Consider the following 13123-nt stretch of genomic DNA (forward strand, 5'->3'; position numbering starts at 1 on the left):
CGGATAAACCGCTGTCTCAGCGGTGGATGCGGCGAGTACGGTGGCCGTGGCCGGTGATCACGTACAGCGGCGGCTCATGGAGACGGACGCGAAGGAGCGAACGGTGCCGGGCGCTGTGTTGCGTGGAGTGACGTTGGACTGTGCCGACCCGCGGACGCTCGCGGGCTTCTACGGTGCGCTGACCGGGATGCGCGAGCTTTTCCGTTCGGACGGGTTCGTTGCTCTGACGGGCGACTCCGGCTGCGATCTGGGGTTCCAGAGGGTTGACGGCTACCGGGCTCCGCAGTGGCCGGGTCAGGACGTGCCGCAACAGCTCCACCTGGATTTCCGCGCCGACGACCTGGATGCGGTGGAAGAGTTGGCCTTGGGACTCGGCGCGACCAAACCGGACCATCAGCCCGGCGACGGACGCTGGCGGGTCCTCCTGGATCCGGCCGGGCACCCCTTCTGCCTGACGTCTTCCTGACACCACCGGCGTCGACCGGCCACCGATCGCACGTCGGGCGCGGGACTAGGTCGCCTTCGTGCAGAGGACGCGGCCGGACGCGAGGTCGTCGATCTCCAGTAGGCCGCCTCTGCCGTACCGCTCGCAGGGCGAGGACGTGCTCAGGCTGGACGACGTCCGGATCATGGACGCCAGGGACGAGGTGAGCGCCCCGGTCACCGTCCGTTCGGCGGCGGCGGACCAGCAGGGGACCTCGACCCACTGCTCGTTCTTGCTCTGGTGGAGGCAGTTGCCTATTTGGGCGGACGTCAGTTTTCCGTGCAGTCCCATGTCGGTGACGGCGCCGGAGAAGCCCGGGCTCTGGAGGTAGAGCAGGGCGCAGATGACGACGCCGATGCCGACCACCCACATCCAGGTGGTGTCCTGGCTGGCAGGCGGCTCCTCCGGTGGCTTCTCCGGCGGCTTGGGCTTCTCCGGCGGCTTTTCTTCGGGCGGCTTGACCTCTTCGACCAGCACTTCCTGGGTGGCCGTGGCCGTCGGGCGGGCGCCGAGCAGCCTCAGTGCCCGGGACGCCGTCGGCCGCCGGTCGGGGTCCTTGCACAGGAGCTGTTCGATCAGGGGCGCCAGGTGGCCCGCCCGCTCGGACCGGGGCGCCTCCTCGGTGAGGATCGCGCCGTAGATCGCGTCCGGGATGCTGCGGTGGAACGGCGCGACGCCCTCCAACGCGTAGTACAGCGTCGAGCCGAGGGAGAAGAGGTCGCTCGCCGGGCTCTCCTCGCGACCGCGAATGCGTTCCGGCGCCAGGAAGTCGGCCGTTCCGATGAACGTCCCGGGCGTGGTCATGCGCGTCTCGTCCAGGTGGACGGCGATGCCGAAGTCGGTCAGCAGAATGTCGCCGTCGGAGGCGAGCATGACGTTCGCGGGCTTGACGTCGCGGTGAACGATCCCCGCCGCGTGCGCGGTCTCCAGGGCCTTCAGCACGGAACGGGCCACCTTCTCGGCGGCGTCCGGGTCCAGCGGGCCGTTCTCGGCGATGCGCTCGTGCAGGGAACAGCCGGAGATGAGCTGCATGACCGTCCAGGGGACGCCGTCCTCGATCGCCACGTCGTGCACGGTGACGATGTTCGGATGGTTGCGCAGTCGCGCCGCGTTGCGCGCCTCGCGCGCGGCGCGCTTCAGCATCTCCGCGCGCACGCCGGGAGTGATGCCCGGGTGGAGCCAAACCTCTTTGACGGCGACGTCGACTTCGAGGACTTGGTCCCACGCCCGCCAGACCCGTCCGAACCCGCCCGCGGCCAGTTCCTCCGCCAAGCGGTACCGTCCGCCGATCACGCGCCCGGGCCGCGACTCCTCCGCCATGCCCCGATCATACAAATGGGCATGTCTATTTACTGGCGCGTACGCTCAGAGAGGAAGCTTGAACCCCTCGTGACTCGGGACGAACCCGAGCGACGCGCAGAACCGCTGCGCCTCGATGTGCGACTTGTCCGTCGTCAGCTGGACCAGCGTGCACCCGCGCGCCCGCGCCCGGGCGATCGCGTACGTGACGAGCAGCCGCCCGAACCCGTTGTGCCGGAAGTCCGGCCGGACGCGGACCGCCTCCAGGTGCGCCCGCTCGGAGCAGTCCCCGCCGAGGTCGGGGATGTAGGTGGCCTGGATGCAGCCGACGACCGTCCCGTCCTTCTCCAGCACCAGCAACTCGTTGCGCGGGTCGCCGGCCACCGTCTCGAAGGCCCGCACCTGGTCCACGCCGGGCCGGACGGACGCGGGATCGACGACGTCGTCGCCGTCCGCCAGCAGGGCGACCACTGCGGGCAGATCGTCCCGCGTCGCCGTTCGGTAGATCACGCCCGCAGCGTAAGCGCGCGCCCCGCGCCGAGGGGCGCGAATCAAAGATCTTCCCGTGCGGCCCGCGCCACACCGAAGCAGGCGACGATCTCGGCCGCGTCCGGGCTCAGGACGAGCTGGAACTCCAGGGTCGCCGTTCGGACCCGGCCGAGAAGGACGTCGTCGTACGCGCAGGCCTCCAGCGCGGCGAGCGCCGCCGCGAACCCGAGCGTCCGCGTCCCCCGGCGCCGCGTCAGGCGTTCGCGGCGCCGGAGCAGGTGGAACGTCGCGACGCGGTTCACCGGGGCGGGGTCGAGCGTGCCGGGCGCGCCGTCCGCGAGCGCCGCGCGGCACGCGGCCCACGCGTCGCCCGCCCCGCCGGGCAGGGCGGCGAAGGGCACGGTCAGGGCTTGCGGGCGATGCCGCCGTACATCAGGCGCTGGCCGACGGAGAGGTCGCCGGTGACGGGCTCGTCGGGGCGCCAGAGCGGGAGCGGGACGACGCCGGGGGGCAGGAGGTCGAAGCCGTCGAAGTAGGCGGTGATCTCTTCGGGGGTGCGGAAGCGGCCGGTGCCGAGCATCGCGAGGTACTTCTTCTCCGCGTCGCGCGACTCGGGGCTGGACGCGCAGAAGTGCGTCACGAACAGGTGGCTGCCGGACGGGACGGCGTCCATGAACGTGTCCACGATCCGCTGCGGGCCCTCGTCGTCGTGCAGGTGGTGCAGGATCCCGACCAGCATGATCGCGACGGGCTGGTCGAAGTCGATCAGGGCGCGCACGTCCGGGTCGGCGAGGATCGCCTCCGGCTCGCGCAGGTCCGCCGTGACGACGGTCGTACGGTCGTTCTCCGCGAGCAGGGCGCGGCCGTGGGCGAGCACGATCGGGTCGTTGTCCACGTACACCACGCGGCAGGACGGGTCGGTCGCCTGCGCCACCTGGTGCGTGTTCTGGACGGTCGGCAGCCCGGACCCGAGGTCGAGGAACTGCCGGATCCCCGCCTCGCCCGCCAGGTAGCGGACGCCCCGGCCCAGGATCTCCCGGTTGTACGTCGCGACGTCGTAGATCTCCGGGATGACCTTCACGATCTCGTTGACGAACGCGCGGTCCACCTCGAAGTTGTCCTTGCCGCGCAGGACGACGTCGTAGGTGCGGGCGATGCTCGGCTTGGTGATGTCGATGCCGAGGGAGGCCCAGTCGCGCTGTTCGTTCACCATGTCCCGGGTCCTCCTCGGAGCCGCTGCGCAATTTGTCCCAGGGTGACGGAGAACGGCACCCGTGGGCGCATCGTAGGCACGGCGGTCCGCGTGCGTCCCGCGAACAGTGATCTTGCGCGCGTTCGGGTCAGCGCACGGCGCGCGCGGGTCAGCCCGGCAGCGCGTAGCCCGGGATCGACGGCCACCGGACGGTCATCACCACCGACTCCTCCTCGGCCTCCCACGAGTGGTCCACGCCGCGCGCCCACACGCAGTAGTCGCCCTGCTCGGTGAGGACGACGTCCTCGCCCGGGAACTCCAGCCGGAACCGTCCCGAGATCAGCACGAGCAGCGCCGTCCGCCGCTCGCCGCGCGCCCAGTCCGCGCGCCGGTCGCCCTTCTTGTGGACGCCCCACTTGATCTCGACGTCCTCGCTGTGCCGGATGTCCCCGGGCGTCTTGAAGTGCCCGAGCAGCCAGCCGCGATCCCCCGCGGCGTCGTCCGCCGCCTTCCCGACGTAGATCCTGTCGCCCACGGACGGCGACTCTATGCCGTCAGGACGGGCGCTGGTGGACGAAACCGTCGCCGACGACGGCCGCCAGCATCAGGTACGCCTCGCGGGTCGGCGGGGCCAGCGCGTCCAGCTCGACCTCGGCGCCCTCTTCCAGGTGGTCGTCGTAGGGGATGCGGACGACGGCGCGGCAGCGGCTCTCGAAGTGCGCCTGGAGCTTGTCCAGGTCGACCTGGCTGCGCGTCCGGTTGCGCACCATCGACAGCACGACGACGCCGTTGCGGACGAGGTGGCCGTGGTCGTGCGCCTCCAGCCAGTCGAGCGTCGCGCTCGCCGACCGGGCGCCGTCCACCGACGGGGAGCTGACGAGGACGAGCTGGTCCGCCAGCGACAGCACGCCCGCCATCGCCGAGTGCAGCAGGCCGGTCCCGCAGTCGGTGATGCAGATCGAGTAGTACTGCTCCAGCACGACGGCGACGGCCGCGTAGTCCTCCGCGCTGAACGCCTCGCTGACCGCCGGGTCGCGGTCGGACGCCAGCACCTCCAGGCGCGCCACGTTCTGCGAGGTGAACGCCCGGACGTCGGCGTACCGCCGGATCTGGTCGCGGTTGTTCAGCAGGTCGCGGACGGTCGCCGCCGTCTCCAACCGCACCTTGTCCGACAGCGTGCCGCGGTCGGGGTTGGCGTCGACGGCGATGACGCGGTCGCCGCGCAGCGAGCCGAGCATCGAGCCGAGGCCCGTCGTGGTCGTCGTCTTGCCGACGCCGCCCTTCAGCGACATCACCGCGACCCGGTGGTGCCCGCCCGCGACCGGGGTGCGGGCGCGCTCGATGAGGTCCTTGCGGCGCAGTTCGGTCTGCGACTCGCCGGGGACGATGTTCCCGCCGCTGGCCTTGTAGACCGCGCGGCGCCAGCCGCCGGACGGGACGATGCGCCGCTCGCCGAGCAGGTTCTCCGAGCTGAGGCTCTCGGCGGACTGCGGCTCGGGCGGAGCCTGCGAATACCCGGCCTGCGCGGGGTGGCCCGGCGGCTGCTGGTACGGCTGGCCCGGTGGCGGGCCGGGCGGCTGGCCGAACCCCGGGTACGGCGGAAGCTGGTCGAGCGGCGGCGCACCGGCGGCGTCGAACCCGCCCGCACCCGGCCCGGACGGCGGGCCGTCGAACGGCGCACCAGGACCCGGCGGCACGCCGGGACCGGGCGCTCCCGGACCGGGCGGCGGGCCGTCGAACTGCGGCGGGCCGGGCGGCGCGCCGGGAACCGGCGGCACGCCAGGACCGGGGGCTCCCGGACCAGGCGGCCCATCGAACGGCGCACCGGGGCCGGGCGGGACGCCGGGGCCGGGGGCTCCCGGACCGGGCGGCGGCCCGTCAAACTGCGGCGCGCCAGACGGCGGCCCGTCAAACTGCGGCGCGCCAGACGGCGGCCCGTCGAACTGCGGCGGGCCGGACGGCGCGCCGGGACCCGGCGGGACGCCAGGGCCGGGGGCTCCCGGACCAGACGGTCCGTCGAACGGCGCGCCCGGGCCGGGCGGCGGGCCGTCGAAGTGGGGCGCGCCGGGCGGCGGGCCGTTGAACGGGGCGCCGGGGGCTCCCGGGCCGGGGGGCGGGCCGTTGAAGGGCGGTGCGCCGGGCGGCGGCGGGCCATGGAACGGCGGGGCGCCGGGGCCTGGGGGACGTGGGGGGCCTGCGGGGGGTGGGCCGCCCTGGGGGTCGTAGGGCGGGAGCGGTGGTTCGGCGGGCGTGGGACGGCCCGGGTCGTACGGCGGGACGCCCGGCGGCGGGGGCACGCCGGGGCCGGGCGGCGGGGGCGCGTTGAACGGGGCGCCCGGCGGCGGGCCCTGCGGGAACGGCGGGGCGGGCGGGGCGCCGGTGAAGGGCGGCGGGCCTCCGGCGAAGGGCGGCGGCGGGAGCGGGGACGCGCCGGTGGCCGTCGCGTCGTCCGCGAAGGGCGGGGGCGCGGCGAACGGCGGCGGCGCGCCGGGGCCGCCCTCGGGCTCGGCGACGGTCGCGTCGTCGGCGGACGTCTCCGGCGCGGCGGGGCCGGACGGCGGCGCGGGCCAGGCGGCGTACGGCGGGCCGTCGGGCGTCTGGGCGTCGTCGTCGAAGGAGCGTTCCTCGCCGACGGGCGGCGGCGTGCCCATGAACGGCGCGGGGTCCACCGCGTAGGGCGGCGGCGCGAGGGGCGCGCCGTACGGCGGCGGCGCGGCGCCCTCGGACGGTCCCGACTGCCCGAAGTCCTGCGGCGGACGGCCCGGTCCGGCGGCCGGGGGCGCGGCGGGCGGCGGCGCGGCGAGCCAGGGGTTGGCGGCGGGCTCGTCGTTCTCGTCCGCGGGGGCGGGGGCGAGCTTGCTCGTCGAGGGTTCGGGGTCTCCGCTCATGGCGTCCAGCGACGCGAGCCGCTCCTCCAGGGAACGTCCGTCGTGATCGTTCCTTGCCACCGTCTCTCCCCTCGGCCATGCTCTCAACGATCATTAGCGGAGTAGGTCAGCATCGCCCCACCGGCAGGATACCCGTCGGCAAAAGGCCCGGATCGCGACCGCAAAGCCGGGTCGGCAACGTCTCATATCCGACCGGGGATGGGAAATCGACGGGCCGGTTCGTCCCGATCGGCGGCCCGGTAGCGTGACGTGCATGCGCGCCATCGTGATCCGTGAACCCGGGGACGCCGACGTCCTCGAATGGACGCAGGTCCCCGATCCCGAACCGCAGCCGGGCGAGGTCGTCGTGGCCGTCGCGGCGGCCGGGGTGAACCGTGCGGACGTCCTCCAGCGGCAGGGCTTCTACCCGCCCCCGCCGGGCGCCCCCGACTATCCGGGCCTGGAGGTTTCCGGGACGGTCGCGGCGCTCGGCCCCGGCGTGACCGGCTGGACGGTCGGCGACCCGGTCTGCGCCCTGCTCGCGGGCGGGGGATATGCCGAGAAAGTAGCGGTCCCGGCGGGGCAACTCCTGCCCGTCCCCAAGAATGTGGACCTGATCGCCGCCGCAGCGCTCCCGGAAGTCGTCTGCACCGTCTGGTCGAATGTGTTCGAGGTCGCGGGCCTGAAAGAGGGCGAATCGTTCCTCGTCCACGGCGGCGGCAGCGGCATCGGGACGATGGCGATCCAGCTCGCCCGCGCGACGGGCGCCGGGCGGATCGCCTGCACGGTCGGCGGCGAGCGCAAGGCGGAGGCGTGCCGGGACCTCGGCGCGGACGTCGCCATCAACTACCGCACCGACGATTTCGTCGCGCACGGCCCGTTCGACGTGATCCTGGACAATATGGGTGCCGCGTACCTTCCCCGGAACGTCGCGGCGCTCGCGACCGGCGGACGGCTCGTCGTCATCGGGATGCAGGGCGGCATGAAGGGCGAACTGGACCTGGGCGCGCTGCTGTCGCGGCGGGCGTCCGTCCACGCGACGGGCCTGCGCGCCCGGCCGGTCGCGGAGAAGGCCGCGGTCGTCGCGGCGGCCGGGGAGCACGTGTGGCCGCTGCTGGAAGAGGGGAAGGTGCGCCCGGTGGTCGACCGGACCGTCCGGATGGAGGAGGCGCCCCTCGCGCACCGCCTGCTGGAGGAGAGCGGCCACGTCGGCAAAATATTGCTGGTCGTCTGAGAGAGGGATTATGAGCGAGCCATCGCAGGAGAACGAGCAGGAGCCGCAGGTCCTCGTCGTCGGGCCGAACGGCATCGCGCTCGGCGGCGCCGGGACGGGCGAGGACGGCGGCGAGAAGTCCGTCGCCGAGATGGTCGAGCAGCCCGCCAAGGTCATGCGGATCGGCGGGATGATCCGGCAGCTGCTGGACGAGGTCAAGGCCGCCCCGCTGGACGAGGCGAGCCGGGCGCGGCTGCGCGAGATCCACCAGTCGTCCATCCAGGAGCTGAAGGACGGTCTCGCGCCGGAGCTGGTGAGCGAGCTGGAGCGGCTGTCGCTGCCGTTCACCGACGGGCAGGTGCCGAGCGAGGGCGAGCTGCGGATCGCGCAGGCCCAGCTCGTCGGCTGGCTGGAGGGCCTGTTCCACGGGATCCAGACGACGCTGTTCGCGCAGCAGATGGCGGCGCGGGCGCAGCTGGAGCAGATGCGGCGCGCGCTGCCGGCGGGCATGGTGCCCGGCGGGCAGGAGGAGCAGCAGCCGCCGTCCCGGTCGTCCGGTCCCTACCTCTAGGGGAACAGGCGCTCGATGACCTGGGCGACGCCGTCCTCGTCGTTGCGGGCGGTCGTCGCGGTGACGGCCGCCAGCACGAGCGGATGGGCGTTCGCGACGCCGTAGGACGTGCCCGCCCAGGTCAGCATCGGCAGGTCGTTGGGCATGTCGCCGAACGCGACGACGTCGGCGGCGCACAACCCCTGCTCGGCGCAGAGGGCTGCGAGCGCGCTGGCCTTGGTGACGCCGTGCGCGCTCATCTCCAGCAGCCCGCGGCCGGACGAGTGCGTGACGGTGACGAGGTCCCCCACGGCCTTCCCGGCGACCTCGGCGAGTTCGTCGGGATGCGCGGTGGGGTGGAACGCGAGCAGTTTCGCGCCGCCCTCGCTGACGAGAGCGTGACCGTCCACGACCCTGCCGCCGAGGGATTCGGCGTCGATGCGGCCGAGCGCGAACCGGGACTCGAACACGAACCCGGTCGGGTACTCGACGGCGAACCGCAGTTCCGGGTCGGCGGCGCGGAGCCTTTCCACGGCCGTGGCGAGGGTCGCGGGGTCGATGAGCCGCGCGCCGAGCACCTTCTCGGCGTGCAGGTCGTAGCGGACGGCGCCGTTCGCGCAGATCGCGACGCCCCGGTGCTTCAGCGCGGCGGCGATGTCGGTCATCCAGCGCGGCGGGCGGCCGGTGACGAGCACGAGGGTCGCGCCGGCGCGTTCGACGCGCGCCAGGGCGGCCACGGTGCGGTCGGAGATCGTGCCGTCGGAGCGGACGATCGTGCCGTCGAGGTCCGTGGCGATCAGCCGGGGTGGTTGCGTCGTCACCCCCGGAACATACCCCCCATCTGGCCCCATCTCCCCACCGCGTCCTGCGCGGGCGTCCGCCGGACGGTACCGTCCCGGCAAGGTTCTCATTCCGGACGGGGGGCGGGCGGTGCGCGTTCCAGGCCGTATCGGTCTAGCCGCAGGCGCGGTCGGCGTCGGGGCGGCGGTGCTGTTCGCCGTCGTCCGGCTCGTCCCGTCTGACCCTGCCGAGCCGCCCGCGCCGGGGCCGAGCGCGACCGGACGGATCGTGCCCGCCACGGTCGCGCCGCTGCCGCCGTCCACGCCCGTCCGGCTGGACGTGCCGCGCATCGGCGTCCGGACGGCCCTGATGAAGCTCGCCAAGAATCCCGACCGGACCGTCGAGACGCCGCCGCTCGCCCGCGCCGGCGAGGCCGGGTGGTACCGGCTCGGCCCGGCGCCGGGCAGCCGGGGCGCCGCCGTGATCATCGGGCATGTCGACTCGCAGCGCGGGCCGGCCGTGTTCTACCGGCTCGGCGAGCTGCGGCCGGGCGACCGGTTCAGCGTCCGGCGCGCCGACGGGCGCACCGCCGTGTTCCGCGTCGACTCGGTCGAACGCGTGCCCAAGGACCGCTTCCCGACCGAGCGCGTCTACGCCGACCCGGGCTATCCGGCCATCCGCTTGATCACCTGCGGCGGCCGGTTCGACCGGGGGACCGGGCACTACGTCGACAACGTCATCGCCTACGGGCACCTTCTGGGAGCGTCCGCCGCGAAGCGGTGACATTCGTGCGACTCCCGGCGCTGTCGGGAATGAGATGAATCCCCTCCCCCCACCGGGTTCCGGCCCCGCCGTGCCCCGGCACCGTTTCGCCCGGTCCGCCCAGGACGAACCGCCGCACGCCCGGCGCCCCGCCGCCGCGTCCGGCCACCTGGCGGCACCGGCGACATGGGGCACGCGGACGCCGTCCGCAACCGTCACCGTCCCGGACGTGACCCCGTTCGTCCCCACCGCACCCCCGAGTCCGGCCGCCCCGACACACCGCGCCGCGCCCGCGCCGCCGCGTCCGCCGGCGCCCGCACACCGCGCCCCCGACGCGCCGTCGGGTCTGACCACCCCAGCGCACCGCGCGCCCGACACGTCCCCGCGTCCGGCTGGCCCCGCGCACCGCGCGACCGGCGCGCTGCCGCGTCCGGCGGCGCCCACGCACCGCGCGCCCGACACGCCGTCGGGTCCGGCCATCCCAGCGCACCGCGCGCCCGATGCGCCCTCGCGTCCGTTGGCGCCCGCGCACCACGTTCTCGACGCGCCCGTGCGTCCGCTGGTGCCCGCGCACCGCGTCCCTGACGCGCCGCCGCGCCCATCGGCCCCCGCGCCCTACGCGCCGCCGCGACCGGGCGGCCCCGCGCACCGGGCGACCGGCGCGCCGCCGCGACCGGCTGGTCCGGCGCACCGCGTCGTGGCGCAGGGGGGTGGGCATCGCAGCAAGGCGCGGCGTGCGGATCGTGATGATTCCGATGGCAAGCGGAGTCTTCCGCGGCTCGACCCGGCCGAGATGCGGGTGACCGTGCTGATTCCGGCGCACAACGAGGCCAAGCAGATCACCGAGACGATCGCGTCCCTGCGGCAGCAGCGGCGTCCGCCGGACCACATCGTCGTGATCGCCGACAACTGCACCGACGACACCGCCGGGCTCGCGCAGCTCTGCGGCGTCGAGATCGTCGGCACGCGCGGGAACAAGCACAAGAAGGCGGGCGCGCTCAACCAGGTCCTGGACTCGCTGCTGCCGATCTTCGGCCCGCAGGACGCGGTCATGGTCATGGACGCCGACTCGGCGCTCGACTCCGGCTTCATCCACAACGGCGTCGAGTACCTCGCGACCGGACGGTACGCGGCCGTCGGCGGGACGTTCACCGGCAAGCCCGGCGGCGGGCTCGTCGGCATGTTCCAGCGCAACGAGTACGCCCGGTACGCCCGGGACGTCCGGCGGTTGCAGGGGAAGGCGCTCGTCCTGACCGGCACGGCCACGATCTTCCGCGCGACGACGCTCCAGGAGGTCGTCGCCGCCCGGAAGGCGGAGAGGCTGCCCGGGCTGCCGCACGTTTACGACGTCCGGGTGCTGACCGAGGACAACGAACTCACCCTCGCGATCCTCCACCTCGGATTCCGCATTCTGTGCCCGCCGGAATGCACGCTCACGACCGAGGTCATGCCCACCTGGACACAACTCGCCCAGCAGCGGTTGCGCTGGAAGCGCGGCGCGCTGGAGAACCTCATCGACTACGGCTGGACCCCGATCACCCGCTCGTATTGGGGCCGCCAGTTGCTGTCGCTGATCGGCATCGTCGTCATCACCGCGTATCTCGCCTCGGTCGCCTATTCGGCGGTCTGGCTCGGCGGGATCCAGCTCAGCCCGATCTGGGGCGCCGTCACCGTGATCTTCATGCTGGAACGCGTGGTGACCGTCCGTCAGCGCGGAAAGACCCAGATGGCCGTCGCCGCCACGATCTTCATCGAGATGGTGTTCGACGTCTTTCTGCAAGCCGTCCAGGCACGTGCATTCTGGCAGGCCGCCTGGCGCAAAGAGAGGAAATGGTAGATGTACAACACTCCCCCCATCGGCGGTGTGGCCGCCGGATTCGGCGGCGCCGCCGCGGCCTCGCCGTGGCTCGGCGTGCAGGCCCTCTGGGTCGGGCTGGCCGTCTTCACGCTCGTGTCCGCCGGACTGGCCGTGAAGCGGATCCTCCCCGCGCGGAAGGGCTGACCGACGCGAAAGCCGGGGCGACCCGCACCCCGGCTTTCCCCGTTCACCGCTTGATCGGCTCCAGGACGTCCTGCCCGAGGAACTTGCGCAGCGCCTCGGGCACGTGGACCGAACCGTCCGCGCGCTGGTGGTTCTCCAGGATCGCCACCATCCAGCGCGTCGTGGCGAGCGTGCCGTTCAGCGTCGCGACCGGCTGGTTCTTCCCGTCCTCGTCCCGGTGCCGGACGGCCAGCCGCCGCGCCTGGAACTCCGTGCAGTTCGACGTGGACGTGACCTCCCGGTACGTCCCCTGCGTCGGGACCCACGCCTCGCAGTCGTACTTGCGGGCCGCGCTCGTCCCGAGGTCGCCCGCCGCGACGTCGATCACCCGGTAGGGCAGCTCGACCTTCGCGAGCATCTCCTTCTCCCACTCCAGCAGCCGCAGGTGCTCGGCGTGGGCGTCCGCCGGGTCGCAGTAGGAGAACATCTCCACCTTGTCGAACTGGTGGACGCGGATGATGCCCCGCGTGTCCTTCCCGTACGACCCCGCCTCGCGGCGGAAGCACGACGACCACGCGACGTACCGCCGCGGGAGCGCGTCGATGATCTCGTTCATGTGGTACGCGGCGAGCGGTACTTCCGACGTCCCGACGAGGTAGAGGTCGTCCTCCTCCAGCCGGTACACCTCGGCGGCGTGGGCGCCGAGGAACCCGGTGCCCTCCATCGCCTCCGGCTTGACCAGCACCGGCGGATACATCGGGACGAACCCGGCCGCGACCGCCTGCTCCATCGCCAGGTTCAGCAGCGCGTACTGCAGCCGCGCGCCGACGCCCGTCAGGTAGTAGAACCGCGCGCCCGCGACCTTCGCGCCGCGCTCCATGTCGATGGCGCCGAGGCCCTCGCCCAGCTCCAGATGGTCCTTCGGCTCGAAGTCGAAGCGCGGCGGCTCGCCGACGTGCTCCAGGACGACGAAGTCCTCCTCGCCGCCCGCCGGAGCGCCCTCCTCCACGAGGTTCGGGACGAGCCGCAGCACCGCCGTCAGCTCCTCGCCGAGCCGGTCCGCGTCGGCCTCGGCCTCCTTGACCTGCTGCGCCAGCTCCTTGGCGCGGGCGAGCAGCGCGGCGCGCTCGTCGCCCTGCGCCCGCGACACCGACTTGCCGAAACTCTTCTGCTCGGCGCGCAGCCGCTCGAACGACGACAGCGCGGAGCGGCGCCGCTCGTCCAGGTCGAGCAGCCGTCCGACGACGGCCTCATCCGCCCCGCGGGCGCGCTGCGAAGCGCGCAGCCGCTCGGGGTCCTCTCGAAGAGCTCGCAGGTCGATCACAGACCCGAGGCTACCGGCCCGCACCCCTCTGCCGCGCGCGAGTATCCCGCTACCGGACGTCCACGTAGTCGGTCCCGCTGGTCGCCGGGAGGTAGGTGGGGCTGCCGGTGTAGACGGCGCGCCAGGTGCCGTCCTTGACGGCCTTGAACGTGCGGGCGAACGTGCCGGCGGACGTGGTCTTG

Annotated in this window: 14 protein-coding genes; 6 read left to right on the plus strand and 8 right to left on the minus strand. The window is 73.5% G+C overall.

Annotated elements, in window-relative coordinates; translation table 11 throughout:
- Positions 1–76 precede the first annotated feature (76 nt).
- Positions 77–466 (plus strand): VOC family protein, encoded by a 390-nt coding sequence (locus GQ466_RS14900; RefSeq protein WP_202420434.1) that lies wholly within the window; start codon positions 77–79, stop codon positions 464–466.
- Positions 467–511: 45 nt separating this feature from the next.
- Here GQ466_RS14900 and GQ466_RS14905 read toward each other — a convergent pair whose 3' ends face one another.
- The 6 genes from GQ466_RS14905 to GQ466_RS31610 form a co-directional block, all read right to left on the minus strand.
- Positions 512–1804, minus strand: a complete 1293-nt coding sequence (locus GQ466_RS14905; RefSeq protein ID WP_161103433.1) for a serine/threonine-protein kinase — start codon at positions 1802–1804, stop codon at positions 512–514.
- A gap of 45 nt (positions 1805–1849) precedes the next feature.
- The gene (locus GQ466_RS14910) at positions 1850–2293 is read right to left on the minus strand and encodes a GNAT family N-acetyltransferase (RefSeq protein WP_337193475.1); all 444 of its coding nucleotides are present in this window, start codon (positions 2291–2293) and stop codon (positions 1850–1852) included.
- Positions 2294–2334: 41 nt separating this feature from the next.
- Complete coding sequence (locus tag GQ466_RS14915; protein ID WP_161103434.1) at positions 2335–2673, minus strand: hypothetical protein; 339 nt, start codon at positions 2671–2673, stop codon at positions 2335–2337.
- Between the two features lie 2 nt (positions 2674–2675).
- Positions 2676–3485, minus strand: coding sequence for an SAM-dependent methyltransferase (locus GQ466_RS14920; protein ID WP_161103435.1), 810 nt, complete (start codon positions 3483–3485; stop codon positions 2676–2678).
- Between the two features lie 148 nt (positions 3486–3633).
- Entirely contained in the window at positions 3634–3999 is a 366-nt protein-coding gene (locus GQ466_RS14925; RefSeq protein WP_161103436.1) for a cupin domain-containing protein, read from the minus strand.
- A 19-nt stretch (positions 4000–4018) separates the two neighbouring features.
- Positions 4019–6412 (minus strand): MinD/ParA family ATP-binding protein, encoded by a 2394-nt coding sequence (locus GQ466_RS31610; RefSeq protein ID WP_337193476.1) that lies wholly within the window; start codon positions 6410–6412, stop codon positions 4019–4021.
- A gap of 193 nt (positions 6413–6605) precedes the next feature.
- On the opposite strand from GQ466_RS31610, the gene GQ466_RS14935 reads away from it, so the two are divergent.
- Positions 6606–7565, plus strand: coding sequence for an NAD(P)H-quinone oxidoreductase (locus tag GQ466_RS14935; RefSeq protein WP_161103437.1), 960 nt, complete (start codon positions 6606–6608; stop codon positions 7563–7565).
- 10 nt (positions 7566–7575) lie between these two features.
- A complete protein-coding gene (locus GQ466_RS14940; RefSeq protein ID WP_161103438.1) occupies positions 7576–8115 on the plus strand; it encodes a bacterial proteasome activator family protein in 540 nt (179 codons plus the stop codon).
- On the opposite strand, the gene GQ466_RS14945 is transcribed toward GQ466_RS14940, so the two are convergent.
- Entirely contained in the window at positions 8112–8915 is an 804-nt protein-coding gene (locus tag GQ466_RS14945; protein ID WP_337193477.1) for an HAD family hydrolase, read from the minus strand. The two genes, GQ466_RS14940 and GQ466_RS14945, sit on opposite strands and share 4 nt — an antisense overlap.
- Before the next feature lie 109 nt (positions 8916–9024).
- Here GQ466_RS14945 and GQ466_RS14950 point away from each other — a divergent pair, with 109 nt between their 5' ends.
- The 3 genes from GQ466_RS14950 to GQ466_RS14960 all read left to right on the plus strand — a co-directional run bounded on the left by GQ466_RS14950 (position 9025) and on the right by GQ466_RS14960 (position 11638).
- Positions 9025–9657, plus strand: coding sequence for a class F sortase (locus tag GQ466_RS14950; protein ID WP_161103440.1), 633 nt, complete (start codon positions 9025–9027; stop codon positions 9655–9657).
- Between the two features lie 778 nt (positions 9658–10435).
- Positions 10436–11473, plus strand: coding sequence for a glycosyltransferase (locus GQ466_RS14955; RefSeq protein ID WP_202420436.1), 1038 nt, complete (start codon positions 10436–10438; stop codon positions 11471–11473).
- Entirely contained in the window at positions 11474–11638 is a 165-nt protein-coding gene (locus tag GQ466_RS14960; RefSeq protein ID WP_161103442.1) for a hypothetical protein, read from the plus strand.
- A gap of 43 nt (positions 11639–11681) precedes the next feature.
- On the opposite strand, the gene serS is transcribed toward GQ466_RS14960, so the two are convergent.
- A complete protein-coding gene (gene serS / locus GQ466_RS14965) occupies positions 11682–12941 on the minus strand; it encodes a serine--tRNA ligase (RefSeq protein ID WP_161103443.1) in 1260 nt (419 codons plus the stop codon).
- Between the last annotated feature and the right edge of the window lie 182 nt (positions 12942–13123).

The organism is Actinomadura rayongensis, assembly GCF_009831215.1.
GTDB lineage: Bacteria > Actinomycetota > Actinomycetes > Streptosporangiales > Streptosporangiaceae > Spirillospora > Spirillospora rayongensis.

Excerpts from the sequence above, each read along its gene's own strand:
- GQ466_RS14900 (WP_202420434.1), top strand. The coding sequence starts at position 77 with ATGGAGACGGACGCGAAGGAGCGAACGGTGCCGGGCGCTGTGTTGCGT.
- GQ466_RS14905 (WP_161103433.1), bottom strand. The coding sequence starts at position 1,804 with ATGGCGGAGGAGTCGCGGCCCGGGCGCGTGATCGGCGGACGGTACCGC.
- GQ466_RS14920 (WP_161103435.1), bottom strand. The coding sequence starts at position 3,485 with ATGGTGAACGAACAGCGCGACTGGGCCTCCCTCGGCATCGACATCACC.
- GQ466_RS14935 (WP_161103437.1), top strand. The coding sequence starts at position 6,606 with ATGCGCGCCATCGTGATCCGTGAACCCGGGGACGCCGACGTCCTCGAA.
- GQ466_RS14940 (WP_161103438.1), top strand. The coding sequence starts at position 7,576 with ATGAGCGAGCCATCGCAGGAGAACGAGCAGGAGCCGCAGGTCCTCGTC.
- GQ466_RS14960 (WP_161103442.1), top strand. The coding sequence starts at position 11,474 with ATGTACAACACTCCCCCCATCGGCGGTGTGGCCGCCGGATTCGGCGGC.